The organism is Aureimonas sp. AU20, from assembly GCF_001442755.1.
Classification (GTDB): Bacteria; Pseudomonadota; Alphaproteobacteria; order Rhizobiales; family Rhizobiaceae; genus Aureimonas.
This window is the reverse complement of record NZ_CP006367.1, coordinates 3,362,001-3,388,932: the sequence shown is the minus strand read 5'-3', so window position 1 is coordinate 3,388,932 and position 26,932 is coordinate 3,362,001. Positions and strand designations below refer to the sequence as shown.

Sequence of the window (26,932 nt, the reverse complement as noted above, 5' to 3'; positions counted from 1 at the left end):
GCTTAGCGGAGGCGATCCGCTGGCATGGCGGCGTGGGTGCGCGCGGCCCTGTCGGCCGAGGATCGCGCCGCACTGCTTCGCTTTCGGGAGTCCTTGCAGATGCGGCACAGTTTCAGGGCCTCGATCGCGGCCTGTCTCGTTCTCTCCACGGGCAGCGCGGCATTGGCGCAGACCGCTCCTGCCGCGCCGACGCGCGAAGCGGTGGTGGCGCGGGCGATCGAAAGCGTGATCCGGCCGGGCTACGAGCGACTGGACAAGGCCGGCGAGGTCGAGGCCAAGGCCTTCACCGAGCTTTGCGCCAAGCCCGACGAAGCCAAGTTGAAGGCGGCGCGCCAGGGCTTTGCCGATCTGGCGCAGGCCTTCGGTGCGGTGGAGTTCATCCGCTTCGGGCCGATCACCGAAGGCAGTCGCTTCGAGCGCTACCTGTTCTGGCCCGACCGGCGCGGCGCGGCCCAGCGTCAGGCGCAGATCATCGTCAACCGGCGCGACGCGGACGCGGCGACGAGCGATCTCCTGCCGCGCAAGAGCGTCGCCGTGCAGGGGCTGACGGCGCTGGAATATGTTCTGTTCGGCAATGGCTCGGATGCGCTGGCGAGCCAGGCCGGCGCGTTCCGCTGCCGCTACGGCGCGACGATCGTCGGCAATCTCGGCCAGATTTCCGATGCGGTGGCCGAGCAATGGCGCCATCCGCACGGCATAGTCGAGCGCCTGACCAAGCCCAAACCCTCCGACCCGACCTATCGCTCGACGCAGGATTCGCTGCAGGAACTCTTCGCCACCGTGGTTCGCGGACTGACGGCGGTCCGCGAGCTGCGCATCCTGCCGGGCCTCAACGCGCTGCCCGGCGAGACCAAGACCAATCTCTTCCTGTTCGGGCGCAGCGATCACGCGACCGCCATGCTGGTGGCCGATCTCGACGGGCTGCGGGCGCTCCTGGCGGACTCGGGGTTGCTGGCGCTCAAGCCCGGCACGTCGCTCGACCCGGCGCAGGAGCTCGGTGCCATCGCCGTGTCGATCCGCGCGCTCGGCCCCGATCTCGGTCAGGCCGCCGGCACGGCGGAGGGCGAGGCCGTGCTGCGCGATGCCATGGCACGCATCCAAACGGTGGAAACGGTTCTCACCACTGAAGTCGCGCCCGCCCTCGGCCTCTCGGCGGATTTCTCCGCGCTGGACGGCGATGAGAAGGACACGCCGTGATCCCGCGCTCGCCCGCCCGACCACGCCTGAGACCGCACCCTCAGGCCAACGGTCTGGGCGCCAAGCCGTAGGAGCGTCGCTCCAGCGAGCGGACGGCGATCTGGATGTCGATGGGCTTCGCCAGGACCGGCAACACGCCGTTTTCCCAAATATGCCGGTCCTCCGGCGTCAGCCGACGCTGGCCCTGACGGGCCACGAGCTGGGCGATCTCGATCTCGCGCGACCCCGCTTTCAAAAGCCCGGCGTCGATGACGTCGGCGATCAATTGCGACAATTCGGGGTCGGCACGCATCGAAACACTCCGAAACAGATATCCCTTTGAATCTAGGATCGTCTCGTCCGGTTTCCACGGGGCGAGGCGGGCGCAACCGCCCGCCTCGCCAAAATATGATGGGCTTAGAATTCGATCTTGCGGGGCACGTAGCCGCCGCGCTGCACGATCGAGGCGATCGCCAGTTGCTCCCGGATCGGCTTGGCCAGAATGGGCAGCACCCTCGTTTCGAACAGTTCCCGCTCGTCGGGCGCCAGAGCGCCCAGACCTTCGCTCGCCACGCGCGCGGCCACGATCTGCTCGGGCGAGCCGGGCTTGATGAGCCGGGCGTCGATCACCTCGCGAATCAGGGCGTTCAACTCGGGGTCTACGATCTTCGTCATATGCGATGCCTTGCAGTTCCGCGGGCAGAGGTAACGACGGATCGTGGCGCTGTCGAGAAAGGGGAGAGGGACTTTTTTCGCAGCAGAACGGCCTGCCCGGGGCGCGTGAATTTGCCGCTCCGGCGGAGCCATCGGGCGCCCGTTCCATTGGGTTTTGGAGACAGAACCTCAGCTTGGGAAAGCCGACATGAGCCAGACGAAACTCAGCGACCACGCCCTCTCCATCCTCACCTTCGCGGCCTATCATTCGCTCGTCAGCGGCGAGGTGGTGACGCGCGTCGTGCTCGACGACGGCAAGGGGCACAAGGCGGATTCGGCCGGCGTCGAGGAACTCGAAAAGGCCGGGCTCCTGGAGGCCGAAGGCGATCGGGGCACGCTGACCGAAGCCGGCTCGCAGCATCTCGGCAAGGTGCTCGATGCCATTCGGCAGGGCGCCTAGAGCATCCTGCGACGGTAAAGCGGACACGCTTAGCTGTCGGACAATTCAGAGGTGATCTAGCTCTCGCCCGCGAAGTCGCGGCGGCTTATGCCGTGTCGCTGGAGCTTGTCGTAGAAGGTCTTGCGCGGAATGCCGAGCGCTTCGATCGTCCGCTTCACGTCTCCATTGCTCCCTTCGAGGGCTGCGCGGATCGCGTCGGCCTCGAAGGCGTCCACCCGCTCCGGCAGGGTCATGCCGGTTCGAGCGCAATCGGCAGGCTCCGCCGGTTCCTCGATGCCCAGCGCCACGCGCTCGGCGAAATGAACGAGTTCGCGCACATTGCCCGGCCAGTCGTGCTCGCGCAGATGCCGGGCGACGGAGGGCGAAAGGGCCGGCGGTTCGCGACGGAACCGCTTGGCCGCCCGCTCCAGAAAGGTGGCGAAGAGCAGCGGCACATCGCCCCGCCGCTCGCGCAGGGGCGGGATCTGCACGGTCACGACGTTCAGCCGGTAGAACAGATCCTCGCGGAAATAGGCTCGCGCTTCGGCCCCGCCGAGATCGACCTTGGCGGCCGCGACGACGCGCAGGTCCACCGGCCGGCGCTCGTTGGTGCCGAGCGGCTCCACCTCGCGCGTTTCCAGGACTCGCAGGAGCTTGACCTGCAATGCCAGCGGCATGGACTCGATCTCGTCCAGAAACAGCGTTCCGCCGCTGGAATGCTCGATGCGCCCGACGCGCCGCTTGGCCGCGCCCGTGAAGGCGCCGCTCTCGTGCCCGAAGAGTTCGCTCTCGATCACCGTCTCGGGCAGAGCGCCGCAGTTGAGCGCCACGAAGGGATGGGCCGCGCGGCGGCTCCAGCCATGCAGCGCGCTCGCCACCACCTCCTTGCCCGAGCCCGTTTCGCCTTCCACGAGAACGTCGACATCGGCGTCGGCGATCTGGCGCAGCGTGCGGCGCAGGCGCTGCATGGAGGGGCTGTCGCCAATCAGCGGCGCGTCGGCCTCGCTGCCTTGCGCGGCCAGCGCGCGCAGTCGGCGGTTTTCCAGAACGAGCCGGCGCTTCTCGCCCGCCCGGCGCACGGCGTCCATCAGCCGCGCGGCGGGATAGGGCTTGGCGATGAAGTCGTAGACGCCTTCGTGCAGCGCATCGACGGCGGTGGCGACGTCGCCGTGCCCGGTGACGAGGATCACCGGCAGATCGGCGTCCAGCGCGCGCAGACGGCGAAACAGGTCGAGCCCGCTGAGGCCGGGCATGCGCAGGTCGGTGACGACGACGCCCTCGAAGCCGGCATCGACCGCGGCGAGCGCGGCTTCGGCGCGGTCGAACAGGAGCGGGCGATAGCCCGCCAGAAGCAGCGACTGCTCGTTGGCGGCGCGAAGGTCGGGCTCGTCGTCGACGAAAGCGACGGGCAGGCTCGGGGCGTCGCTCATGAAGGGCTCCTCGTTGCGGGCGCAAGTTTCAGCCGCGCGGTGAAGCGCGCGCCGCGCCCGGGATCGTTGCTCGCGGTGAGATCGCCGCCCCATTCGGCCAGGATGTCGCGCGAGATCACGAGGCCGAGGCCGAGGCCGCGCGGCTTGGCGGTGGAAAACGGCGCGAAGAGGCGAGGCAGGACGGCCGGGTCGATGCCCGGCCCGTTGTCGGACACCGACAGGCGCACGGTCTCGCCGTCGCATTCGGCGGCGAGGATAATGCGCGGCTCCGGCCGCTCGGCCACCGCGTCGAGCGCGTTCTGCAGGAGGTTCACCAGCACCTGTTCCAGCCGGATCGGCTCGGCCAGGACGCTCGTCTCCCAGGCGTCGCCCTCTCGTGCCAGCGCGGCGGCCACGACGGAAAGGCGGTTGTGCAGGAGCATCTCGGCGCCTTCCGCCGCGCTCTGCAGCGAGACGGGGCCGAGCGCCTGCGAGCCGCGCCGGGAGAAATTGCGCAAGGTGCCGGTGATGGCGCCGATCCGCTCGGTCAGCCCCACCACGAGCTTCAGATTGTCCGACGTGCGGGCCGTGTCGCCCCTTTCGAGGAACAGGCCGGCATTCTCTCCATAGGTGCGGATGGCCGCGAGCGGCTGGTTGATCTCGTGCGCGACGCCGGCGGCGATCTGACCGAGCGTGGCGAGACGCCCGGCCTGATCCAATTCCTCGCGCAACTCGCCGGCCCGGCGCTCGGAGCGCTCGCGCGCTTCCATCTCCTCGCGCAGGCGCTGGTTCGCCTCGGCGATCTCGGCGGTGCGCTCGGCGACGCGCCGTTCCAACTCGGCCGCCGTGGCGCGCAGCTCGCGCTGGCGCCGATGCGAGCGCTCGCGCCTGCGATAAAGCGCGATGGCGGGGCCGGCGACGGCCAGAAGCAGCGCGAAGCCGGCGAGCCGCGCGGAGCGCAGGCTTTCGCTCAAACTGTCCCCCGCCGGCAGCAGAAGCGTAAGGCGCCAGGGCAGGGCCGGGTCCGCGATGGGGCGGGCGGCCTCGAAGACCAGCCCGTCCGAGCGCCGTTCGTTCAACTCCCAATAGGCGCCGCCGCGCGCGGCGAGCGCGTCCAGCGGCGTCAACGGCGCCTCGCCGAACTGCAGCGTTTCGCGGATCGCGGCGCGCTCATTCGGGGGAAGGGGGGTGAGCGTGCGAAAGCGCCAGTCCGGCCGGGTCGTGGCGAGGATGACGCCCTGCTCGTCGGTCGCGAATAGCGTCGAGCCACCGGCCCGCCAGGTTTCTTCCACCGCGTCGAGCTCGACCTTCAGCACCACGACGCCGAGCGGCGCCTCCGCTCCGCCGACCCGGCGCGCGATATAGAGGCCCGGCCGTCGGCTGACGGAGCCCAGCGCATATTGCTCGGCCTCGCCATCCTTGAGCGAGGCGGTGAAATAGCGACGGAAGCGATAGTCGTTGCCGACGAAGCTCTGCGGTTCGGCATAATTGCTGGAGGCGACGGCAAAGCCGGACCGCGACACGAGATAGATGACGCTCGCGCCGGTCGTGTCGGCGAGGGTCTTCAGCCGCCGGTTCACCCGGTCGAGCCCGGCCTCGGTCGGCTGGCGCAGCACGCTCGCGACTTCCGGGTCCTCGGCCAGGACGCTTGGCACGGCGCGCTGCTTGGCGATCTCGCTGCGCAGCACCGAAAGCGCGGAGGCGAGCGCGCTGTCGGCGCGGTTCGCAAGCTGCGCGTCCGCCTGCCGCCGCCCGACCTCACCCGCGCCCGCCCAGACGAGAACGAGCAGCCCGGCGCCGGCCAGGAGAACCATCGCCCTGCGGATCGACAAGGGGGGGCCGGAAGCGAGAGAGACGGTGGCACTGTTCATCTGTGCGGTTTATCGCACAAATCGGGTCCCGAGGTGAGTGGAAATTCGCACAAATCGCCGTTGGGCCGGCTTCGAAAGGTTCCAAGGGCCCTTGCATGGCCGGCATGTCGTTTGCGCAGAGCGGTTGGCACGCGGCTTGCAGATGCAGTTCTCAAGAGGCTTTGCGGGGTTCGCCAGCTTCTGCAACGCGATCGGGATGGATCGCGAAGAAAACCTTTTGGGGAGGCATTCATGGCATCCATACCCGTCGTGCGGAGCGAGCCCGCTCCTCGCAAGCCGCTCTACGCGCAGCTTTACGTTCAGGTGCTGACCGCGATCGCGATCGGCATCCTGCTCGGCCATTTCTATCCGCAGACCGGCGAGGCGATGAAGCCGCTGGGCGACGCCTTCATCAAGCTCGTCAAGATGATCATCGCGCCCGTCATCTTCCTGACCATCGTCACCGGCATCGCCGGCATGAGCGATCTGAAGAAGGTCGGCCGCGTCGCCGGCAAGGCGATGCTCTACTTCATCACCTTCTCGACGCTCGCGCTGATCGTCGGCCTCATCGTCGGCAATCTGATCCAGCCGGGCGCCGGCCTCAACATCGACCCCGCCACGCTCGACGGCAAGGCGGTCGCCGACTACGCCACGAAGGCGCACGAGCAGACCATCACCGGCTTCCTGCAGAACATCATTCCGACCACGATCGTCGGCGCCTTCGCATCGGGCGACATTCTCCAGGTCTTGTTCTTCTCCGTCCTGTTCGGCATCGCGCTCGGCATGGTCGGCGAGAAGGGCGAGCCTGTCCTCAACTTCCTGCAGGCCGTCTCGGCCCCGATGTTCAAGCTCGTCGGCATCCTGATGAAGGCCGCTCCGATCGGCGCTTTCGGTGCCATGGCCTTCACCATCGGCAAGTACGGCGTCTCCTCGGTCGCCAACCTGGCCATGCTGGTCGGCACGTTCTACATCACCGCCTTCCTCTTCGTCTTCGTCGTGCTCGGCGCGGTCTGCCGCTACAACGGCTTCTCGATCGTGGCGCTGATCCGCTACATCAAGGAAGAGCTGCTGCTGGTGCTTGGCACGTCCTCCTCCGAGGCCGCGCTGCCGACCCTGATGGAGAAGATGGAAGCGGCCGGCGCCAAGAAGTCGGTGGTCGGTCTCGTGATCCCGACCGGCTATTCCTTCAATCTCGACGGCACCAACATCTACATGACGCTGGCGGCTTTGTTCATCGCCCAGGCCACCAACATCCATCTCTCGCTGGGCGAACAGGTTCTCCTGCTCCTCGTCGCCATGCTCTCGTCCAAGGGCGCGGCGGGCATCACGGGCGCCGGCTTCATCACGCTCGCCGCCACGCTCTCGGTTGTGCCCTCGGTTCCGGTCGCCGGCATGGCGCTGATCCTCGGCATCGACCGCTTCATGTCGGAATGCCGTGCGCTGACCAACCTCGTCGGCAACGCGGTCGCCACGCTCGTCGTCGCCCGCTGGGAAGGCGAGCTCGACACCGATCGTCTGCATGCCGCGCTGAACGGCCAGATCAAGCCGATCGGCCCCGCGACGGCCGAGACCGGCACGGTCCAGGCCGCGCCCGCCGCCTGAGCGGACGGCTCGACCCAAAAGACGAGGCCCGCCCCGAGCGATCGGGGTGGGCCTTTTTCGTTTGAAGGGATCGTCAGGCGCCGAGCGCGGCGGTGATCCGGTCCGGCCGCAGCGGCAGGTCGCGGATGCGGGTCCCTGCAGCGTGCGCCAGGGCGTTGCCGATCGCGGCGGCCATCGGCCCCTGCGCGGCTTCGCCCGTGCCGAGGAAGGGCTCGCCGACGCGGTCGATCACATGCACCTCGACGGAGGCCGGCACGTCGGCAAAGCGCAGGATGGGATAGCTCGACCAGTCGCGCGAGGCGGGGCCGGCGGCGTCGAAGGCCACTTCCTCGAACAGGGTCCAACTCGCGGCCTGGACGAGCCCGCCCTCGATCTGGTTGCGGATGCCATCCGGGTTCACCGCCTCGCCGCTGTCGCAGGCCGCGACCACGCGGCCGAGCCGCACCCGCCCCGTGTCTCGGTCGAGCCCGAGTTCGACCGCCACCGCGCAATAGGCCGCTAGGTTCTTGTAGCGGGCATAACCGAAGCCCCGGCCGGCCATCTCGCCCTTTGCCGCCCAATGTTCCCAGCCGAAGCGCTTTGCCGCCGCCTCTATGACCGCGCGCCCGCGCGGGTCGGCCAGATGCGCCAGGCGAAAGGCGACGGGATCGACGCTCGCGCGCAGCGCGAGCTCGTCCATGAAGCTCTCGATCGAGAAGACGTTGTGATAGGCGCCGAGCGAGCGCAGGGCGGACACCCGCACCGGCATCTCGGCGACGAAATGGTTTTGCACGGAAAGGTTCGGCAGGTCGTAGCCGGGAATGGCGTTGCGGTCGCCGCCGCCCGTCGGCTGCGGGATGGGGCGCGGCTCCTCCGGGGCGAAGGGCGGCTCCACCAGCTGGCCCGCCAGAAGGTTGCCGGCCGTGCCCGGCCGCGTCGAGTGCGGCATGGACCATACGTCGTAGCGCCAGCTGGTGATCCGTCCCTCGGCCGAAAGCCGCGCGCCGAGCTGTGAGATCATGGCCGAGCCATAGGGCTCGAACCCGTGCTCGTCCTCGCGCATCCATTGCAGGCGCACCGGCCGGCCGGGCAGGGCGAGCGCCAAGAGGGCGGCATCGCCTGCCGCGTCGTCGGCCCCGTTGTGGCCGTAGCAGCCAGACCCTTCGACATGGATCACGCGCACTCGCCCAGTCGGAAGGCGCGTCAACTCGGCAATGGCGTCCCGGTCGGGAAAGACGCCTTGCGTGTGGGTCCAGACCGTCAGCTGCCCGTCTCGCGCTTCGGCAAGCGCGCAGGACGGGCCGATCGAGCCGTGCATCTGATAGGCCCGGCGATAGGTCGCGGTGACGAGGTCGCCCACCGGCTCGGGACCGCCCGTAGCCGCGATCTCGCTCGTCTCGGCCGGGGCGAGGCGCAGCCAGTCGTGGATGGAGGCGAGCGAAGGACGGGCGGGCGGCGCATCCCATTCGGCAAGGCTTGCGAGCGTGCGGCGCGCCGCGATCGCCTGCCATTCCGTCTCCGCCACGACGCCGAGAAAGCTGCCATTGCGCACCACCGCGAGAACGCCGGGCATCGCCTCGACTTGGGCGCTGGCAACCGCGCGCAGGCGGGCGCCCTGCACGGGCGGGCGCACGATGCGGCCATGCACCATGCCCTCCGGGCGCATATCCTGCACATAGGCCTCGCGGCCGGTGAGCTTGGCGGGAATGTCGAGCCGGGGCAGGGGCTGGCCGACGAGGCGGCGGGCGGCGCCCGCGATGAGCGGCGCGCCTTGTGTCGCCTCCACCGCGAGATCCAGCCCTTCCACCAGCGCGCCATAGGCGAGTGTTCGCCCGTCCGGCGCAAGGATCGCGCCGTTCTCGGCCGTCAGGGTCTCGGCCGGGACGCCGAGCCGGTCCGCCGCCAGCGCGAGGAGCTTCTGGCGAACCTCCGCCGCAGCATGACCGATGGCGATGCCGCTTTCGCTGATCGACTGGCTGCCGGCGGTGAACCCCTCATTGGGCGTCTCGGCGGTGTCGGCGGTTCGAAGCCGCACCGTGGCGGGCGCCATGGCGAGCTGCTCGGCCGCGATTTGCCAGAGCGCGGTGCGCACGCCCTGGCCCAACTCGGCCTTGCCGGTGAAGACAGTGGCCGTGCCGTCCGCCTCGATGCGGATCCAGCTGTCGAGGCGCGGCGTGTCCTCCAGGCTGCCGGGAAGTGCGCCGCCGGCCGTCCTGCTTTCGCCGCCGGGATCGCCCTCCTGCGCCAGCAGCCGCCGGGGCACGAGGGCAAAGGCGAGCGTCAGGCTGCCGCCTTTCAGGAGCGCCCGGCGCGACAGGCCGGCGCTCATCGCTTGGGCTCCGGCGTGGCTGCGGGCGCGCGTGGCGTCGTCACGCGCAAGGCGGCGCGCAGGATGCGGGCATGCGTTCCGCAACGGCAGAGATGGGGTTGCAGCGCCTCGCGGATCGCCGCCTCGTCGGGCGAGGCATCCCGGCGCAGAAGCCCTTCCACGGCGACGATCATGCCGGGAATGCAATAGCCGCATTGCGCGGCTTGCTCGGCGATGAAGGCGGCCTGCACCGGCCCTGGCTTGTCGCCGGCGCCCAGCCCCTCCAGCGTCACCACCTCGCGACCCGCCAGCGCGGCCAGCGGCAGGAGGCAGGAAAAAGTGGAGCGCCCGTCCACAAGCACGGCGCAGGAGCCGCACTGGCCGACGCCGCAACCATATTTCGCGCCGTTCAGCTTCAGTTCGCCCCGCAGGAGATAGAGAAGCGGCATGGCGGGATCGGCATCCGTCTCGACGCGCCGTCCATTGACGGTGAAGCTCACCATGGCCCCGGTTTCCTTATGCTTCACGGCCGCGCCGCCTTGGCGACAAGTTCGTCCACGGTCTCGCCCAGCTTGGCGAAGGGCGGCTCGCTGGAATAGCGGGCGCGCACATAAGCTGCGATCTCCGCCACCTGTGCCGGCGTCAGGATCGCGGCGAAGCCGGGCATGGCCGGGCCGATCGCGCTGGCTGAGGGCTGGCGCCCATGCAGAATGAAGTTCACGAGATTGCGCGGCGTTTCGGCATGGGTCGCGCCGCTCCTCTCCAGGGGGAGGCCCTGCGCACTCGCGGATGCGCCCCCGCCATGGCACTGGGCGCAGGCGCCGGCAAAGAGCGCCGCGCCGGGCAGCCGCTCGGCGGCCTCCGCCTGTGACGGCTCCACCTGCCGACGCACGTCTTGATTCATCACCGATAGAAGATAGGCCGCGATCGCCCCGGCATCCTCCCCAGGCGTGCGGGCCAGATTGACGCCGACCGGCTGCATCGGCCCCGCCGCCGCGCCGTGGTCGACCGAGTAGCCGTCGCGCAGGTAGGTTTCGAGCGTGCCTTGCGTCCAGGGCACGGCGACCTCGATCCGGCCTGCGATGGCCGGGGCGGACCAGCCGGCGGATAGGCCCCCTTCCAGCGCCTGCGAGCTCTTCTCGGCCTGGATGAGATTGCGCGGCGTGTGGCAGGCGCCGCAATGGCCCGGCCCTTCCACGAGATAGCGGCCATAGTCCACCCGCTCGTCAGAGGCGGGGTCGGGCTCGAAACGCCCTTCGGAGAAGCCGAGCAGCTTCCAGCCCGCCAGAAGCGGGCGAAAGCGCAGAAGGGCGGGCAGGTCGTTTTCGGGCGCCGCGCGGCGCACCGGCTCGCGCGTCATCAGGAAGGCGTAGAGCGCCGAAACGTCGCCGTCCGACAGCTTGGTGAAATGGTCGTAGGGAAAGGCGGGATAGAGATGCTCGCCGCGCTGGCCGATGCCTTCGCGCAGGGCGCGCGAAAAGGCCTCGAGCGACCAGGAGCCGATGCCGGTCTCCTCGTCGGGCGTGATGTTGGTGCCGTAGATCGTGCCGAAGGGCGTCTCGACGCCGTAGCCGCCGGCATAGGAGGGGCCACCCTTCGCCGTGTGGCAGACCTGGCAATTGCCGATCCGCGCCACGCGCTGGCCGCGCTCGATCGCCAGTTCCGAGAAGGCGGCGCGACTCTGGCGCGGCACGGGCTCCATGGCCTTCGGGCTCAGCGCATAGGCCAGAAAGGCGAGGCCAGCCACGACAAGCAGGCCGAGAAGCAGCAACAGAACTCGAATCAAACCCGCAAGGCCTCGATGCGTCGGAGAACAAGTCCTTTTACATGCGGCAGCGGGCGGACGCGGCCAGATGCCCGATCATCACGCTCTCGCGCGCATCAGGGCGAGACGGCGTAGAAGCGCCCGGCAATGCGGTGGCGCTCCTGCGTTTCCACCGCGAGCGCGAGCGAGTCGAAAACGAGGCCGAGTTCGGCGCCGTTCGCCCAGACGATGCGCGCGCGATGCTTGTGCGATTCGACCTCGTCGAACAGAAACAGCTCGTCCGGGATCGCGGTTTGAACCGGCGCGAAAGCGCGCACGCGCGCGCCATGGGGCGAGCGCTCCACCATCGTGCAGTCGCAGAGGAACCGCCCCGCCTGACTCAGGAGCTTGGCGGGTCTGAGGCGCGTCCTGCGCCGCGCTTCCCGGCGTCGATCGTGCATCACAGGCCATCACCTCCGAGGCGGGACGCCGCATCGGGCGGCGTCGATTCAGACTTGGCTAACCCTACGCAGAGATACGCCCGGCGCCAATGCGCCATGCTCGATCTTCGTTAACGGGCTCGGCGCAACCCTCGGCTAACCACGCACCGAGGATTTCGCCATGTCTGATATGACGGCAATGGAACTGGACGAAGCGAGCGGGCAGGCGCCGCGACCTTTGCGCGAACGCCTGTCGCTCGGGCCTTTTTCCGACGAATGGACGGCGGCGGACTGGATTGTCGGCTCGGCCTCGGTCCTGCTGGCGATCGCGTCCGCCGGCTTCTTCGGCTGGTCCTTCGTCGTGTCGATGAAGTCGCCGGACTATTTCCAGCAGGCCGCGCTCGCCAATATGCCGCCGAAGCTCGACCGAATCGAAACCGGCTCGATCGACGTGGAGAACGCCATGCCGGTGCCGCAGATCGTGCGCCTGAGCGAGCCGACGCCGGCGGACTATCAGATCGTGATGGTGTTCAACAACGAGGCGCTGCTGGCGACGCGCAACGAGCTGATGCGCGTCAAGGTGGGCTCGATCGTGCCGGGGCTCGGACTGGTCCGCACCATCGACACGGAGGCGGGAAGCCCGACCGTGGTAGCCGAGAACGCCACTCTGCACGGCGCGCCCGCTACGCGCTGACGGCTAGCGGCCTCAGGCCTTCTTGCTGTCCAGCAGGAGGGTTCCTTCCGAACGGATCTTGCCCGTCACCTTGTTGGCGAGCGAGGCGAGGAAGCCGGGCAGGTCGAGCTCGACATGGACATGGTCGTCCAGAATGTCGAGCCGGCCGACGATGCGCTGGCCGAGCATTCCGGCGCGAAAGTCGAGATGGTCGCCCGACCATTGGTCCTCGAACTTCAGCATGCCGCCGGTGGCCTCGGACCGAATGCGGTCGAACCCCTCGTTGATCCGCTGCCGCGCCGCCTCGCGCGTCAGCTTGTGGGGGATGTCGACCTTCACCGTCTCGGCCATGTCACCGTCTTTCGATTGGCGTTTGCTTCGCCCCTGCATATGGGGGGCAGGGGCAGACGCGCAACCTTGCCGGCTCGGCCCCGGCGCGGACACGAAAAAAGGGGCCTTTCGGCCCCTTTCGCTTGTCGGATGGATGGCGGTCCGGCTCAGCCGGCGACGCGAGTCCCGCCCTGCGGGCGCGGGCTGCGCCGACGGGTGCGGTTGCGGTTCGGCTGGCCGTCGCGCTCGTCGCCACGCGGCGCGGCATTCTCGCTGCGCTGAGCGCCGCGCTGATGCTCACCATGCGGACGGCGCTCGCCGGACTGGCCGCCGCGACCACCACCGCCGCCACGACCGGCTTCGCTGCGTCCGCCGCCGGGGCGGCCGGAGCGCTGCGGCCGGGGGCCGCGCTCGCCGCGCGGCTCGTCCGGGGCGCCGGAGGCGTCGGAGAACTCGTTCGACTGCACGTCGAAGCGAAGGCCCGTCAGCTTCTCGACCTGGCGCAGCTTGGAGCGCTCGGACGGATCGCACAGGGTGACCGCGATGCCGGACTTGCCGGCGCGGGCCGTGCGGCCGATGCGGTGCACATAGCTTTCCGGCTCTTCCGGCAGGTCGAAATTCACGACATGGCTGATGTCATCGACATGGATGCCGCGCGCCACGATGTCGGTGGCGACGAGAACCTTCAGCTTGCCGGCATGGAACTCGGACAGTGCCCGCTGACGCGCGCCCTGGCTCTTGTTGCCATGGATCGCCAGCGCGCCGATACCGGCCTTTTCCAGGTCTTCCGACAGGCGGTTGGCGCCATGCTTGGTGCGGGTGAAGATCACCGCCTTGTCGAAGCCCGGCAGATGCTTGATCAGCCAGTGCTTCTTCATCTTCTGCGGCACCAGGAAGACGCTCTGCTCGATCTTCTCGACCGTCACGACTTCCGGCGTCACTTCGACGCGAACCGGGTTCTTCAGGAGCTTGGCGGCCAGCGAGGCGATGTTGTCCGGCATGGTGGCCGAGAACAGGAGCGACTGTCGGTCGGAGGGCAGCATCTTCACGATGCGGGTTATGTCGCGGATGAAGCCCATGTCGAGCATCCGGTCCGCCTCGTCGAACACGACGTGGCTGATGTCGGACAGGGTCAGGCCGCGCTGGTCGATCAGGTCGAGAAGGCGACCGGGGGTCGCGATCACGATGTCGACGCCGCGACGGGCCGCTTCCATCTGCGGACGGATGGAAACGCCGCCGAAGACGGTCATGTGGCGGATCGGTGTGCCGGCCGTGAAGCCCTTCACGTTCTCGGCGATCTGGATCGCGAGCTCACGCGTCGGGGCGAGCACGAGAACCTTGGCGGAGCCGGACTTCGGCCGGGCGCCCTGGCGCAGCAGCGCGTCGATGATGGGAAGCGAGAAGGCGGCGGTCTTGCCGGTGCCGGTCTGCGCGATGCCGAGAACGTCGCGATTCTTCAGAACGGCGGGAATGGCCTGCGCCTGGATCGGCGTGGGCACGGTGAAGTCCATCGCCGCAAGGGCGGACAGAAGCGCGTCGGCAAGGCCGAGCGCCTGGAAGTTCGTCTGGGTCAAGGAGTGCCTTTGACTGGCTTCGGCCTGTGGAGGCCGATAAACGGCTGACCGTTCCTGCGCGGGAGCAGATCAGCACGGACCGCGGCTGGCAAACATTGCAGCCAGCAGGCGCCCGATGGCCTGACCCCAAATAGTCGGGGGAAGCGGGCACTGCGCAAACGCGGGTATGTGGCTCCCATATCGGCGCATGCGGACCGGGCGTCAAGGCATTTCGGCGCGCGCCAGCGATTGCCAGCCATGCAGAAAGACACCAGCCTGACAATCATGCCCCCTTTTTTCCGTTGGATTTCCGGCGGGCCTCTCCGATATGAACAAAAGGGGGACATAGGGAAAGGCGAGCTGATTTGTCAGGGGAAACGGTGCTGCGCGCCGCAGGCGACGTGGGCTTTTCGTTTCTGGAGGGAGGCGGAGAATGCGGCGAGCTGATGCGGCAGACCGACTGGTCCGCCACCGCGCTCGGCGCGGTGGAGGCGTGGCCGCAGAGCCTGCGCACGGTCGTCGGCATCATGCTCGGTTCGCGCCAGCCCATGCTCGTGGTCTGGGGGCGCGAGCAGATCACCCTCTATAACGACGGCTATGCCGCCATGTGCGGCCAGCGCCATCCGCGCGCGCTGGGGCGTCCGTTCCACGATCTCTGGTTCGACCTGTGGGATGTCGTGAAGCCGATTCTGGACCGGGCCTATGCCGGCGTGTCCACGCATATGGACGACATCGAGTTCACGATGCACCGCAACGGCTATCCCGAGGAGACGCATTTCGCCTTCTCCTATACGCCGGTGCGCGTCGAAAACGGCGAGGTCGGGGGCATGTTCTGCGCCTGCACGGAAACCACGGGCGAGGTCATCGCGCGGCGCCGGATGGCGGCCGAGCGCGCCCGGTTTCAGCAGATGTTCCAGCAGGCGCCGAGCTTCATGGCCATGATGAACGGGCCGGAGCATCGGTTCGAATGGGCCAATCCGGCCTATCTCAGGCTCGTCGGCGATCGTGACCTCATTGGCCGCACGATCGGCGAGGCGCTGCCGGAGGCGATGGAGCAGGGCTATGGCGCGCTTCTGGCCGAGGCCTTCGCCAGCGGCGAGGCGCACGCGCAGAGCGGGGCGCGCTTCGTGACCCAAAACGAGCCTGGTGGGCCTCAGGTGGAGCGCTTCCTCGACTTCGTCTACCAGCCGGTTCGTGACGAGGCGAATGCCGTGGTCGGCATTCTGGTGGAGGGCTACGACGTCACATCGCGTATCATGGCCGAGCAGCAGCGCATCGAGCTGATGCGCGAGATGGCCCATCGCATGAAGAACTCCATGGCCATGGTGCAGGCCATCGCCACGCAGACGCTGCGGCAGGTGAAGACCGTGGAAGAGGGGCGGGAGGCCATTTCCGGCCGCATCGCCGCGCTGGCCCGCGCGCAGGACATCCTGACAAGGGTGGACTGGGACAGCGCCGACATTCGCGAGGTGGTGGATGCCGCCTTGAGCGTGCTCGACCATGCGCGCGGGCGGTTCCGCATTTCCGGCGGCCCGGTCACGCTCAGCAGCCAGAAGGCGCTCGGCCTATCGCTGGCGCTGCACGAACTCGCCACCAACGCCGTCAAATACGGGGCGCTTTCGAACGATACGGGTCAGGTCGAGATAGAATGGGATGCCAAATCGGACGGAGATTTCACCTTCCGGTGGCAGGAGTCGGGCGGCCCCAGCGTCGAGGTTCCCGTCCGGTCAGGCTTTGGAACGCGCCTCGTCCAGCGGATCGTGGCACCCTATTTCCAAGGTGTAGCAAAGCTGGATTATGCAACCCAAGGTCTAGTGTTCACGTTGAATGGAAAGGTGAGCGCAAGATTATAGTATCATAGTCATACGAACGGGCGGCCGAGGCCGACCCTCTTCGTATCAAAGGATGCTTCCCTTGGGTCGTTCTCGCTTTCCGCAACGCCATGGTGCCGTGATTGTCGATGACAACACGCTTCTGATGATGGATGCAATGGACATCGCGGAAGAGGCGGGGCTCGTGGCTTATGGGGCGCGCAATGCCGACGAGGCCATCCGCCTTCTGGAAGCCCAGCCCGATATCCGTATCCTCTTCACCGACGTGCAGATGTCGGGCTCGATGGACGGCTACCGGCTTGCCGCCACGGTGCGCAGCCGCTGGCCGAACGTGCGTATTCTGGTGACGTCAGGCGTGCGGCCGCCCGCCGGCGACGAACTGCCTGAAGACAGCCTGTTCTTCTTCAAGCCCTATCCCCATCAGGCCGTGATGAGCGCCATGGCGCAGGCGACGGTCTGAGAGGCAAAGCCGGCGGCGCGGGCGACGCGCCGCCTTAAGCCTCGCGCATCAGCGGAAATGCCCGAGCACGGTGTTCTGGATGCGCTGCAGCAGGCTCGCCTCCTCGACCGCGCGGGCGGCGAAAAGCGGCTCCTCGCGCAGCACCTTCCCACCCTGCAGGACGCGCAGCTGCGCCACGCGGCGCCCCTCGGGCACCGGCGCGTCCACGATGCCGAGCGGCACGATCTCGTGGGTCACCGGCCCGCCGCCTTCGCCGCGCGGCTGGAGAAAGCGGATCTCGCCGCCCGGGCGCACCGGCACGCTCTCCTCCGCCCCGTTGCGCACCGGCACCTCGCCGAGCGATTCCCCCGCCTTCGCCACGACGATGGATTCAAAGCCGCGCAGGCCCGCCGTCATCATGGCGCGCGCCTGCTCGGCGCGCTCCTGCACGCTCTTCATCCCCGTCAGCGCGAAGACGATGCGCCGGCCCGTGTCGTCCTTCACCGAGGCGACGAGCCCGTAGCCCGCCTCGGCCGTGTGGCCGGTCTTCAGCCCGTCCGCGCCGAGCGGCAGGAGCGGGTTGCGCGAGCGTTGCGTAATGCCGTTGAAGGTGAACTCCTCCTCCGAGAAGAGCGGGTACTGCTCGGGAAACTCGCGGATGAGATAGCTTGCCAGGGTCACCAGATCGCGCGCGGAGACATATTGCTGGGGGTCGGGCAGGCCGTGCGGATTGACGAAATGCGAATGGGTCAGCCCCAGCTCGCGTGCCTTGCGGTTCATCATCTCGGCAAAGGCCGGAACGCTGCCGGCAATGCCCTCGGCGGCGACGATCGTCGCGTCGTTGCCGGACTGGATGGCGATGCCCTTGATGAGGTCGGCAAGGGTGACCTGCGAATTCAGCGGCAGGAACATGGTGGAGCCGCCGGACGCCGCGCCGCCCGTGCGCCAGGCGTTTTCGGACACGGGAAAGCTCTCGTCCAGCCGCACCGAACCCTTGCGCAGCTCGTCGAAGATCACCGCCAGCGTCATCAGCTTCGACAGGCTGGCGGGCGGGATTTCCTGGTCGGCGTTCTTTTCGAACAGAAGCGTGCCGCTGCCGAGATCAACCATGAGAGCGGCTCGGGCGGTGGTTTCCAGCGCCAGCGCGGGCTGGGCGAGCGCCAGGACGAGGGCCGCGAGAGCAAGGACCCGCTTCGCCCCACGCGGCGATTCGATCGTTGCGCTGAAGCTCATGGCTGTCTCCCCCCTCACGGCCGCATCCAGCCGCCCCGTGCGGGCGGCTTCGAACCGAAAGAGTGCATCGCCGAACGGAAAAGGAAAGCACTCTTCGCGCACGATCTCGTTGGAGAGACGTTGGCTGTGTATGAGTGGCATCAAGGCCGCAGCTTAACCAGCGGCAAGCGGGGTCTCATGGGGTGGGCTGGAGATCGCGCCGGGTGCATTCGAGGGGATGTTAAGAGACCATGAGCATCGGATTGATCGCCCTTCTGGACGATGTCGCCGCGATTTCGAAAGTCGCCGCCGCTTCGCTGGACGATGTCGGCGCGCAGGCGGCCAAGGCTGGCGCCAAGGCCGCCGGCGTCGTGATCGACGATGCGGCTGTGACGCCTCGCTATGTCGTGGGCTTCGCGGCCGAGCGCGAACTGCCGATCGTTTGGCGCATCGCCAAGGGCTCGGTGCGCAACAAGCTCCTGTTTCTCCTGCCGATCGCGCTCGTGCTCGGCGCCTTCGCGCCCTGGGCCATCACCCCGCTCCTGATGCTGGGCGGCGCCTATCTCTCCTACGAGGGGGCGGAAAAGATCTACGAGAAGCTGGTGCCCCACGAGGCCCATGGGCACGAGGCGGCGCTGCCGACGGTGGCCGCCAAGGCGCCGCAGGCGCTGGAGGACGAGCGGGTCGCGAGCGCCGTGAAGACCGATTTCATCCTGTCGGCCGAGATCATGGCGATCACCCTGGCCGGCCTGCCAGAGAGCGGAATCTGGACCAAGGCGGTGGTCATGGCGATCGTCGCGGTCGGCATCACGGCGGTGGTCTACGGCGCGGTGGCGCTGATCGTGAAGGCCGACGATGTGGGCGTCGCCCTGGCAAGGCAGAGCAACGGAGCGGCGGCGGCCTTCGGGCGCGGCCTCGTGCGCTTCATGCCGCATTTCCTGCGCCTCCTAGCGCTGGTCGGCACCGCCGCCATGGTCTGGGTCGGCGGCGGCATCATCGTCCATGGCTTGGCTGGCTACGGCCTGACGGGGATCGAACACGTCATCCACGACGCCAGCGTCGCGGTGTCCGCCCTCGTGCCGGCGCTCGGTGGGTTCCTCGGCTGGCTCGTCACGGCGATCGGCTCCGGCATCGTCGGCCTCCTCGTCGGCTTCGCGCTGATCCCGATCGTCGGCAAGCTGCTCGCCCCGGCCTGGAAGGCGGTGACGGGGCGCTGAGCCCCGTCTTTCCTCTCAACTCTCCATCTCGGCCTTGAGCATTTCCAGCTCCAACCATTCGTCCTCGGCCTTGGCGAGGGCAGCGCGGTCCTTCTCGCTGCTGGCGGCGAGCTTGGCGAAACGGTCGGGGTTCTTGGTGAAGAGAGCGGGATCGGCCATCTCCGCTTCGGCCTTGGCGATCGCCGCTTCCAGCTTGGCGATTTCCTTGGGCAGGTTCTCAAGTGCGAACTTCTGCTTGAAGGACAGCTTGGTCGTGGCGGCGGCTGTCTTCGCCGGGGCCTTGCTCTCCGCGCCCGAACCGGCCGCTGCCTTGGGCTTGTCGGCCTTGCGCGCTTCCTTCAGCGCGCCGCGCTTCTGCGAGGCCATGTCGGAGTAGCCGCCGGCATATTCCAGCCAATGGCCGTTTTCTTCCGGTGAGATGACGCTCGTCACCGTGCGGTCGAGAAAGTCGCGGTCGTGGCTGACGAGAAGCACGGTGCCGGGATAGTTGGCGATGAGCTCCTGCAGGAGATCCAGCGTCTCCATGTCGAGATCGTTGGTCGGCTCGTCCAGCACCAGGATGTTGGCGGGCGTCGCCAAGGTCTTGGCCAGAAGCAGCCGCGCCCGCTCGCCGCCCGACAGGTTGCCGACCGGGGTGCGGATCTGCTCGGCCTGGAACAGGAAGTCCTTGAGATAGCCCGCGACATGGCGCGGCTCGCCGTTCACCATGACCTGATCGCCGCGCCCGTCGGTCAGCGCGTCGGACACGGACAGATCGTCCCTCAGGCTGGCGCGCTTCTGGTCGAGAAAGGCGAGATCCAGATTGGTGCCAAGGCGCACGGTGCCGCTGTCGGGCTCGGCCTCGCCGATCAGGATCTTGAGCAGCGTCGTCTTGCCCGCGCCGTTCGGCCCGACGAGGCCGACCCGGTCTCCCCGCTGGATGCGGGTGGAGAACCCGTCGATCAGGACGCGCTCGTCATAGCGCTTGGAGATGGCCTTCGCCTCGATCACCAGCTTGCCGCTTTCGCGCGTCTCGCCGACCGCCATCTCCACCGTGCCGACGGCGCGCCGGGCGTTCTTGCGGTCGGCGCGCAATTGGTGAAGGCCGGCGAGGCGCCGCTCGTTGCGCGTGCGCCGGGCGGTGACGCCGTAGCGCAGCCAGTGCTCCTCGCGAACGATCTTGCGGTCGAGCTTCTGAAGGTCGCGCTCCTCTTCCTCCAGCACCTTGTCGCGCCAGGCCTCGAAGCCGGAAAAGCCCTCGTTCAGCCGGCGCACCGAGCCGCGGTCGAGCCAGACGGTGGCCTCCGTCACGCGCTCAAGGAAGCGCCGGTCGTGGCTGATCGTGACGACCGCCGAGCGCATGCCCCGGATTTCCTCTTCCAGCCATTCGATGGTCGGAAGGTCCAAGTGGTTGGTGGGCTCGTCCAGAAGCACGATGTCGGGCTCGGGCGCCAGAACGCGGGCGAGCGCGGCGCGGCGCGCCTCGCCGCCCGACAGATCGCCCGGCCGCGCGTCGGCGCGAAGCCCGAGGCCCTCGATCAGGCGGGTGACGCGATAGGGCTCATCAGCCGGCCCGAGCCCGGCCAGGACATAGGCCTCCACCGTCTCGGCCGCGCCGAAATCAGGCTCCTGCGCGAGATAGCGGATCGTCGCACCGGGCTGGCGAAACACCTCGCCGCCATCGGGCTCGACGATGCCGGCCGCGATCTTCAGGAGGGTCGACTTGCCGGAGCCGTTGCGGCCGACCAATGCGATCCGGTCTCCCGGTAGGACGCCGAGTTCGACATGGGTGAGAAGGGGGGTGCCGCCGAAGGTGAGGCGCACGCCGTCGAGACGAAGAAGCGGGGGAGGAGCCATGGCCGGCTTCTAGCCGATCCCTTTCCGGCTTGAAAGATCGCCGTCCTCCTCGGGGAAGTGGCCGAGCAGCCATTCGCGGAAAAGGCGGATCTTCGGCGCGTTGCGCCGGCCGGGCGGATAGCACAGCCAATAGCCGCGCGAACTGGGGCAGAGAAGGTCGAAGGGCGGGCGCAGCCGCCCGGCGGCGACATCGTCCCGATAGAAGAAGGGCGTGAGGATCGCAACGCCGTGCCCCGAGATGGCGGCGATGGCCTCCAGATCCTGCCCGCCCATCTTGTGGCCGTCGTCCTTGTCGAACCCCGGCCGCTTGACGCCGGCATGGGCGAACCATTCGTTCCACCAGGGATCTGTCGGGTCGATCAGGGGATAGCGCAGGAGATCGGCGGGCTCGCGCAGGGCCAAGCCGATCTTCGCTTCCAGCGCCGGGCTCAGCATGGGCGTGAAGTCGGCGGACAGGAGCTTGTGAGAGACGAGCGCGGGGGAGGGAGGCGGGCCACCCCGAATGGCGAGGTCCACCGGTTCGCGCTCGAAATCGCTGACGTCGCGCGTCGCATGGAGGCGCACCGCGATCTCGGGATGGGCGAGTTGGAAAGCATAGAGATGCCGCGCCAGCCAGCCAGTGGCGAAGGTCGGAATGACGCTGATGGTGAGGACGCCGGACGCTCCGCCTTTGGCCGCTTCGAAGGCGGCGGCGATGAGATCGAAGGCGCCGGTCGTGTCCGTGCCGAGGCGCCGGCCAGCGTCGGTCAGCGAAATCGGCCGCTTGCCGCGCAGGAAGAGCGGCGTGCCAACGCGCTCTTCCAGAACGCGGATCTGATAGCTGACGGCGGCCTGCGTCATGCCGAGCTCGGCGGCGGCGCGGGTGAAGCTCAGATGGCGCGCGGCGGCCTCGAAGGCGCGTAGGGCAGCGAGCGGCGGCAGAGATCGCGACATGATGCATAAAACCTCCTTTTGCATCATGCCCGAGCTTCGATTGGACCCGCAAGCCTTCCGGCGCGATCTCTTCCATCGCAAACAGGAGGATCAGGCCATGCGGACGAGATCGATCGAACGGGCGAGGAGTCGGACTGCATCCGGTCTTCTCGCCAAACTCAGCTTATGGATCAGCTCGGTCAGGCAGCGTCTCGCGCAGCATGTCTGCGTCCTGCAGGAAGAGGAGATGCCGGACTGGCTGAAGCGGGATATCGGTTGGCGGGATGGGCCGGCCGATGCGCCGCGCGCCGTGGTGGAAGGTTGGAGCCGCCCGCCCGCCACCCGGCCGCGCAAGTCGGCCTGAGCGGCGGTCTCAAGGAGAGGGGCGGTTCGAGATTAGCCGGGCGTCATGCCGGCCTTCAGCCGGCGCGAGAGGTCTTCGAACGGCTGATCGGTCGGCCCGTCCGCCGGGCCCTGCAACAGGGCGCCATAGACATGCGGTACGAGATCCACCGCCTGATCGAGCGTGGCGTCGGCGCCGCGCTGGTAGCCGCCGAGCAGGCGAAGATCGCGTGTGTCCTCGAAGCGGGAGATCATCGAGCGAAGGCGTGAGACGAGCTCGCGCTCCTCCGTGCTCCAAGACAGGTCCGCCAGACGCGAGATGGATTTCAAAACGTCCACGGCCGGAAAGCGGCCTTCCTCGGCGATCGAGCGGCTGAGCACGATATGGCCGTCCAGCGTGCCGCGAATGGAATCGGCCACCGGCTCATTGTGGTCGTCGCCGTCCACCAGCACCGCGAAGAGCCCGGTGATCGTGCCGCTGTTGGGAGCGCCGGGGCCGGCGCGCTCCAGAAGGCGCGGCAGCTCGGAAAAGACGCTGGGCGGATAGCCGCGCGCCACGGGTGGCTCGCCAGCCGCCAGCGCCACGTCGCGCGCGGCGTGGGCAAGGCGCGTCACCGAGTCGACGATCAGGAGCACATGGTCGCCCTGGTCGCGGAAATATTCGGCCACCGTCATCGCGGTCTTGGGCGCGAGGCGGCGCATCATGGCGCTCTCGTCGCCGGTGGCGACGATGGTCACCACGCGCGACAGCTCGCCCTGCATGGTGACTTCGAGGAACTCGCGCACCTCGCGGCCGCGCTCGCCGACCAGCGCCACGACCACCGTGTCGAAGCCCTTGGCCCGCGCCAACATGCCCATCAGGGTCGATTTGCCGACGCCCGAACCGGCGAAGATGCCCATGCGCTGGCCCCGGATCAGGGGCGTGAAGATGTCGATCGCCTTGACGCCGGTCTGGACCGGCGCGGTGACGCGGCCACGACGCATGGCCGCGTCCGGCAGCGTGTCGGTGAGATAGGCGACGGGACCTTGCTCAAGGGGGCCGAGATCGTCGCAGGGGCGGCCGAAGGCGTTCACCGTGCGCCCGCGCCAGCTGGCCGCGGGCGAGACGGTGACCGGGCCGGTGCGCCAGGCGAGCGAGCGCACGCCGCTCTGGAAGCGCACGGCGAAGGGCTTGACGGTCGCGGCCGCTTCCTCGACGCGCACCACTTCGCCCAGCTCCTCGCCCTCGGGCCCGTCGCAGACCACGCAGTCGCCGAGCTTCACATAGGGGCTGAGGCCTGCAACGCGGAAGGCCTGCGCCGACACGTCCACGATATGGCCGCTGACGCGGATCAGGGGCTCGCTCAAGCCGGACAGATCGACCTTCTGCCTCGGGCCTGCCGTCACTTCACGGCTCCGAGCTGGGTGACGGCGTTGTTGAGCGAGGATTCGGAGGTCTGGATCATATTGGCGGCCTGCTCGAAGGCGCGCTGCACCTCGATGAGGCGCGTCATCTCAAGGATCGGGTTGACGTTGGAGCCTTCCACATAGCCCTGGAGCACCGAGGTCTTCTCGAAGTCCACCACGGGCACGGCCGCCTTGTCGGGCACCACGCCGGAGGTTCCGGCGCGCTGCAGATTGGCGCCCACCGGCATCTCGAACAGGCCCACCGCGCCGACCTGCACGTTCTTCTGGGTCAGCATGCCGTCGCGCGCGATGGAGACCGGGCCGCCCGCCGGGTCGATCAGCAGGGGCGCGCCGCCGACGTCGAGGAACGGCTCGCCGTTCACGGTCACGAGCTCGCCCGTATTGCGCATCTGCATGCGGCCGTCGCGGGTATAGACGGTGCCCTTGGGCGTCTGGATCGCGAAGAAGGCGTCGCCGCCCACCGCGATGTCGAGCGCGTTGCCGGTCTGCGTCATCTCGCCGGCGCGGGTGGACAGGTAGCGCTCGCCGCCGGAGGTGAAGGCCACGGTCTCGGGCGCGGTGCGCGACAGGAAGCTCTCGAACTTCACCTCTTCGGCGCGAAAGCCCGCCGTGCGCAGGTTGGCCAGATTGTTGGCGATCGTGTCGAGGCGCTTTTCCGTGGCGAGCTGGCCGGAAAGAGCGACGGGGAGCGATGTCTGCATGGGGGAGAGGCCTTGGGAATCGCGAGAGGGTGCCGGTCCCGGAGGGAAGCGGGCGGGCGGCCCCCGCACGTGGCGGATGCCTCCCTTCGAGCCCACCATAACCCTAAGCAAATGGATCGAAGCTGACCCTTTCGTGCGGCCCATGGAACCTTCCGCAGCGCACAGTCTCGCGCAAGTCGGCCCCCCTATGCGTTAACCAATTCTTTCCTCACCAGGGGCACCCGATGGGTATCATTCTCGGCCTTCTCGTCACGATCGGTTGCGTGCTGGGCGGCTACGTCGCTTCGGGCGGCCATCTCTACGTCCTCTGGCAGCCCTACGAACTGCTGATCATTCTGGGCGCCTCGCTGGGCACCTTCCTGATCGCCAACAACATGAAGGTGGTGAAGGACACGGGCAAGGCGATGGGCGAGGCGTTCAAGGACGCCGTTCCCAAGCAGCGCGACTATCTCGACCTTCTCAGCCTCCTCCACTCCCTGATGCGCGAGATGCGCTCCAAGTCGCGCTCGGAAGTGGAAGCTCATGTCGACAACCCCGCCGAGTCGGCGATCTTCAGCGCGTTTCCGAACATCCTGAAGAACCAGGCGATGACCAACTTCATCTGCGACTATTGCCGCCTCATCATCATCGGCAACGCCCGTCCGCACGAGATCGAGGCGCTGATGGACGAGGAAATCCACACCGTCCAGCACGACAAGCTGAAGCCCAAGCATGCCGTACAGGAAGTCGCCGACGGTCTTCCCGCGCTCGGCATCGTCGCCGCCGTTCTAGGTATCGTGCACGCCATGGGCGCGCTGGACCAGTCGCCCGAAGTGCTGGGCCATCTCGTGGGCGCCGCGCTGGTCGGCACCTTCGCCGGCATCTTCTTCTCCTACGGCGTGTTCGCCCCGCTGGCCGCCAAAATCAAGAGCGTGCGCGAGAAGCAGATGCGCATGTACATCATCATCAAGCAGACGCTCATCGCCTACATGAACGGCGCCCTTCCGCAGGTCGCTCTCGAATACGGCCGCAAGGCGATCTCCGCCCATGATCGCCCGACGATCGATCAGGTCGAGGCCGAGACGATCGGCGGCGGCGCACCGGCAGCGGCATAAGGAGGCTTCATGGACACCGTCACCGACCGCCGCATCGGAGAGCGGCTTCGCTCGGCGGCCCGGATCGAGCCGGACCGCTACCCCCGCCTCAAGGTCATCGGCGCCGCCTGGGCCGAGGCCGCGAGCGCCAAGCTGAACGCGACCTACGCCTCCGAGCTGAAGATCGAGTTCGCGGACCTTTCGAACTTCGTCTTCGACGCCAAGGCGATGGAGCAAGCCGAAACGCAGATCGCGCTCACCGTGCGCTCACCCAAATGGCGCGAGACGGTTCTGGTGGCCGGCGGCCCGCTCTTCGTCGACACAGTGGCGGAAGCGGCCTTCGGCGGCGACGGGCGCAACAAGCCCGAGCTCGGCCGCCCGCTCACCAGCGTCGGCAAGTTCTTCGCCGACAACGCCCTGCGCGCCTTTGTCGATACGGGCAACGCCGTGTTCGGCGACATCGCCCCGATGCAGATGGCGCCTGACCGGCTCGTCACCGAGGAGATCGGTCCAAAGCTCGACGCGCTGCTGCTCAAGGACGCGCGCCAGTTCGTGGAATTCCGCTTCGAGGTCTCGATCGGCCGCTGTCTGGCGGCGCTCAGGATCGCGGTGCCCGAAGCGGTGCTCTCGCTCCACAAGCGCGCGCTCGCCGTGATCCCGGACGCCGGCCCCTCGATCGTCGACGAAAGCTGGACCAAGGATCTGGAAGCGGGCTTCCAGAAGGCGGACATGCGCGTCAGCGCGCTTTTGGCCGAGCACCCGACGACGCTCGGCGAGGTCGCCTGCTTCCAGGTCGGCCAGACCCTTTCGCTCAATGTGACGATGGAAAGCCTGCTCGTTCTCGAATGCGAGGGCCAGCGCCTGTTCCGCGGCCATATGGGCCGCTCGCGCGACAGCTACATGGTGCGGATCGAGGAATCGGTCGACCCGACGGAGGAGTTCATCGATGACATCCTTTCTGATTGACGCGGTTCTGGTCGGCGCCCTTCTCGTTACCAGCTGGCGCACGGGCTCGATGTATCGCGAGCTGCGCCGCCTGCGCGGCGACGAGTCGGCCCTGCGCGCGGCGCTGGTGGAGGCCGACCAGTCGATCAACCGGGCGGCCAACGCCGTGATCCTCCTGAAGACCGAGGGCGTGCAGACGCTGCGCAGCCTCGAGGAGCGCATGGGCGAGGCCCAGGAGCTCACCGAACGCCTCGACATCATCCTGGACAGCTACGAGCGCCGACGCGCCCAGCCCGCCAACGATGTGGACGCCCTGTCCCGCTTCGCGTCAGTTCCAGCAGCTATTCGTTAATAAATGGGGTCGCTTCGACCCGGCGACATTTCGAAGGACCTGTCTTCCATGCCCAACCAGACGATCGACCTCGAGACCGAAACGACCTTCACGCCCAATTTCGGCATGGAGGCCACCGAGTTCGCCGAAGAGACCGAAACCGAGTTCGGCACCGAAAACGGCTTCATGGCGGAAGGCTACGAGGAGATGGCGCCGGCCGCGGCGGACCTGCCCCCGGCCCAGCCCAATCTCGACGTCATCATGAACATCCCCGTGACCATGCAGGTCGTGCTCGGCTCCACCGTGATGCCGGTCGCCAACCTGATGAAGCTCGGGCGCGGCGCCGTGGTGAAGCTCGACACCAACGTGTCCGACCCGGTGGACCTGATGGTCAACGGCCGCATCGTGGCGCGCGGCGAGGTGGTGGTGCTCGAGAACGAGGACCAACGGTTCGGCATCACGCTGACGGAGATCGTGTCGCCGGCCGTGCGCCAGCCGCGCTCGAAGTCCGCCGGCGCCATCTGACGG

General features: G+C 68.1%; 27 protein-coding genes. 12 read left to right on the top strand and 15 right to left on the bottom strand.

Going from position 1 to position 26,932, the window contains the following annotated elements; genetic code table 11:
* Positions 1–24: 24 nt before the first annotated feature.
* Entirely contained in the window at positions 25–1,197 is a 1,173-nt protein-coding gene (locus M673_RS15440) for an imelysin family protein (RefSeq protein WP_061976905.1), read from the top strand.
* Between the two features lie 40 nt (positions 1,198–1,237).
* On the opposite strand, the gene M673_RS15435 is transcribed toward M673_RS15440, so the two are convergent.
* Positions 1,238–1,489 (bottom strand): hypothetical protein, encoded by a 252-nt coding sequence (locus tag M673_RS15435; RefSeq protein ID WP_061976903.1) that lies wholly within the window; start codon positions 1,487–1,489, stop codon positions 1,238–1,240.
* Between the two features lie 104 nt (positions 1,490–1,593).
* Positions 1,594–1,851 (bottom strand): hypothetical protein, encoded by a 258-nt coding sequence (locus tag M673_RS15430; protein WP_061976901.1) that lies wholly within the window; start codon positions 1,849–1,851, stop codon positions 1,594–1,596.
* Between the two features lie 187 nt (positions 1,852–2,038).
* Between M673_RS15430 and M673_RS15425 the strand changes: the two genes are divergently transcribed.
* Positions 2,039–2,290 carry a hypothetical protein gene (locus M673_RS15425; protein ID WP_061976899.1) on the top strand — a complete coding sequence of 84 codons (252 nt, stop codon included), beginning with the start codon at positions 2,039–2,041 and terminating at the stop codon, positions 2,288–2,290.
* A gap of 56 nt (positions 2,291–2,346) precedes the next feature.
* Here M673_RS15425 and M673_RS15420 read toward each other — a convergent pair whose 3' ends face one another.
* Together M673_RS15420 and M673_RS15415 are read right to left on the bottom strand one after the other, a co-directional pair.
* Complete coding sequence (locus tag M673_RS15420) at positions 2,347–3,699, bottom strand: sigma-54-dependent transcriptional regulator (RefSeq protein ID WP_061976897.1); 1,353 nt, start codon at positions 3,697–3,699, stop codon at positions 2,347–2,349.
* Positions 3,696–5,549 carry a sensor histidine kinase gene (locus tag M673_RS15415; protein ID WP_082639512.1) on the bottom strand — a complete coding sequence of 618 codons (1,854 nt, stop codon included), beginning with the start codon at positions 5,547–5,549 and terminating at the stop codon, positions 3,696–3,698. Before M673_RS15415 ends, M673_RS15420 begins: the two co-directional genes overlap by 4 nt.
* Before the next feature lie 231 nt (positions 5,550–5,780).
* Between M673_RS15415 and M673_RS15410 the strand changes: the two genes are divergently transcribed.
* Positions 5,781–7,130 (top strand): dicarboxylate/amino acid:cation symporter, encoded by a 1,350-nt coding sequence (locus M673_RS15410; protein WP_061976894.1) that lies wholly within the window; start codon positions 5,781–5,783, stop codon positions 7,128–7,130.
* Positions 7,131–7,203: 73 nt separating this feature from the next.
* On the opposite strand, the gene M673_RS15405 is transcribed toward M673_RS15410, so the two are convergent.
* The 4 genes from M673_RS15405 to M673_RS15390 all read right to left on the bottom strand — a co-directional run bounded on the left by M673_RS15405 (position 7,204) and on the right by M673_RS15390 (position 11,622).
* On the bottom strand, positions 7,204–9,438 hold the full coding sequence (locus M673_RS15405; protein ID WP_061976892.1) for a xanthine dehydrogenase family protein molybdopterin-binding subunit: 2,235 nt from the start codon (positions 9,436–9,438) through the stop codon (positions 7,204–7,206).
* Positions 9,435–9,920, bottom strand: a complete 486-nt coding sequence (locus tag M673_RS15400; protein WP_061976890.1) for a (2Fe-2S)-binding protein — start codon at positions 9,918–9,920, stop codon at positions 9,435–9,437. Before M673_RS15400 ends, M673_RS15405 begins: the two co-directional genes overlap by 4 nt.
* A gap of 20 nt (positions 9,921–9,940) precedes the next feature.
* Positions 9,941–11,203: a cytochrome c gene (locus tag M673_RS15395; protein ID WP_148640093.1), complete on the bottom strand. Its 1,263-nt coding sequence runs from the start codon at positions 11,201–11,203 to the stop codon at positions 9,941–9,943.
* A gap of 95 nt (positions 11,204–11,298) precedes the next feature.
* A complete protein-coding gene (locus M673_RS15390) occupies positions 11,299–11,622 on the bottom strand; it encodes a PilZ domain-containing protein (RefSeq protein ID WP_061976886.1) in 324 nt (107 codons plus the stop codon).
* Positions 11,623–11,782: 160 nt separating this feature from the next.
* Between M673_RS15390 and M673_RS15385 the strand changes: the two genes are divergently transcribed.
* Positions 11,783–12,295: a hypothetical protein gene (locus tag M673_RS15385; RefSeq protein WP_148640092.1), complete on the top strand. Its 513-nt coding sequence runs from the start codon at positions 11,783–11,785 to the stop codon at positions 12,293–12,295.
* Positions 12,296–12,307: 12 nt separating this feature from the next.
* On the opposite strand, the gene M673_RS15380 is transcribed toward M673_RS15385, so the two are convergent.
* Positions 12,308–12,625, bottom strand: a complete 318-nt coding sequence (locus tag M673_RS15380; RefSeq protein ID WP_061976882.1) for a polyhydroxyalkanoic acid system family protein — start codon at positions 12,623–12,625, stop codon at positions 12,308–12,310.
* A gap of 146 nt (positions 12,626–12,771) precedes the next feature.
* The gene (locus tag M673_RS15375) at positions 12,772–14,178 is read right to left on the bottom strand and encodes a DEAD/DEAH box helicase (RefSeq protein ID WP_061976880.1); all 1,407 of its coding nucleotides are present in this window, start codon (positions 14,176–14,178) and stop codon (positions 12,772–12,774) included.
* A gap of 359 nt (positions 14,179–14,537) precedes the next feature.
* Here M673_RS15375 and M673_RS15370 point away from each other — a divergent pair, with 359 nt between their 5' ends.
* Positions 14,538–16,010 (top strand): sensor histidine kinase, encoded by a 1,473-nt coding sequence (locus M673_RS15370; protein WP_061976878.1) that lies wholly within the window; start codon positions 14,538–14,540, stop codon positions 16,008–16,010.
* 52 nt (positions 16,011–16,062) lie between these two features.
* Positions 16,063–16,449: a response regulator gene (locus tag M673_RS15365; protein WP_061976876.1), complete on the top strand. Its 387-nt coding sequence runs from the start codon at positions 16,063–16,065 to the stop codon at positions 16,447–16,449.
* Between the two features lie 48 nt (positions 16,450–16,497).
* On the opposite strand, the gene M673_RS15360 is transcribed toward M673_RS15365, so the two are convergent.
* Positions 16,498–17,661, bottom strand: a complete 1,164-nt coding sequence (locus tag M673_RS15360) for a D-alanyl-D-alanine carboxypeptidase family protein (RefSeq protein ID WP_061976875.1) — start codon at positions 17,659–17,661, stop codon at positions 16,498–16,500.
* 230 nt (positions 17,662–17,891) lie between these two features.
* On the opposite strand from M673_RS15360, the gene M673_RS15355 reads away from it, so the two are divergent.
* The gene (locus M673_RS15355) at positions 17,892–18,857 is read left to right on the top strand and encodes a DUF808 domain-containing protein (protein ID WP_061976873.1); all 966 of its coding nucleotides are present in this window, start codon (positions 17,892–17,894) and stop codon (positions 18,855–18,857) included.
* A gap of 15 nt (positions 18,858–18,872) precedes the next feature.
* On the opposite strand, the gene M673_RS15350 is transcribed toward M673_RS15355, so the two are convergent.
* A complete protein-coding gene (locus M673_RS15350) occupies positions 18,873–20,693 on the bottom strand; it encodes an ABC-F family ATP-binding cassette domain-containing protein (protein ID WP_061976871.1) in 1,821 nt (606 codons plus the stop codon).
* 9 nt (positions 20,694–20,702) lie between these two features.
* The gene (locus tag M673_RS15345; protein ID WP_061976869.1) at positions 20,703–21,626 is read right to left on the bottom strand and encodes a LysR substrate-binding domain-containing protein; all 924 of its coding nucleotides are present in this window, start codon (positions 21,624–21,626) and stop codon (positions 20,703–20,705) included.
* Positions 21,627–21,723: 97 nt separating this feature from the next.
* On the opposite strand from M673_RS15345, the gene M673_RS15340 reads away from it, so the two are divergent.
* Positions 21,724–21,969 (top strand): hypothetical protein, encoded by a 246-nt coding sequence (locus tag M673_RS15340; RefSeq protein ID WP_148640091.1) that lies wholly within the window; start codon positions 21,724–21,726, stop codon positions 21,967–21,969.
* Positions 21,970–22,001: 32 nt separating this feature from the next.
* Here the strand turns inward: M673_RS15340 and M673_RS15335 are convergent, their stop codons facing one another.
* Together M673_RS15335 and flgF are read right to left on the bottom strand one after the other, a co-directional pair.
* Positions 22,002–23,333, bottom strand: a complete 1,332-nt coding sequence (locus M673_RS15335; RefSeq protein ID WP_061976865.1) for a FliI/YscN family ATPase — start codon at positions 23,331–23,333, stop codon at positions 22,002–22,004.
* Positions 23,330–24,055, bottom strand: a complete 726-nt coding sequence (gene flgF, locus M673_RS15330) for a flagellar basal-body rod protein FlgF (protein WP_061976863.1) — start codon at positions 24,053–24,055, stop codon at positions 23,330–23,332. Before flgF ends, M673_RS15335 begins: the two co-directional genes overlap by 4 nt.
* A gap of 224 nt (positions 24,056–24,279) precedes the next feature.
* Between flgF and motA the strand changes: the two genes are divergently transcribed.
* The 4 genes from motA to fliN all read left to right on the top strand — a co-directional run bounded on the left by motA (position 24,280) and on the right by fliN (position 26,929).
* The gene (motA, locus tag M673_RS15325; protein ID WP_061976861.1) at positions 24,280–25,149 is read left to right on the top strand and encodes a flagellar motor stator protein MotA; all 870 of its coding nucleotides are present in this window, start codon (positions 24,280–24,282) and stop codon (positions 25,147–25,149) included.
* Positions 25,150–25,158: 9 nt separating this feature from the next.
* Positions 25,159–26,094, top strand: a complete 936-nt coding sequence (locus M673_RS15320) for a FliM/FliN family flagellar motor switch protein (RefSeq protein WP_061976859.1) — start codon at positions 25,159–25,161, stop codon at positions 26,092–26,094.
* Entirely contained in the window at positions 26,075–26,425 is a 351-nt protein-coding gene (locus M673_RS15315) for a DUF6468 domain-containing protein (protein WP_061976857.1), read from the top strand. Before M673_RS15320 ends, M673_RS15315 begins: the two co-directional genes overlap by 20 nt.
* A 165-nt stretch (positions 26,426–26,590) precedes the next feature.
* Positions 26,591–26,929 (top strand): flagellar motor switch protein FliN, encoded by a 339-nt coding sequence (gene fliN / locus M673_RS24925; protein ID WP_061977886.1) that lies wholly within the window; start codon positions 26,591–26,593, stop codon positions 26,927–26,929.
* Positions 26,930–26,932 lie beyond the last annotated feature (3 nt).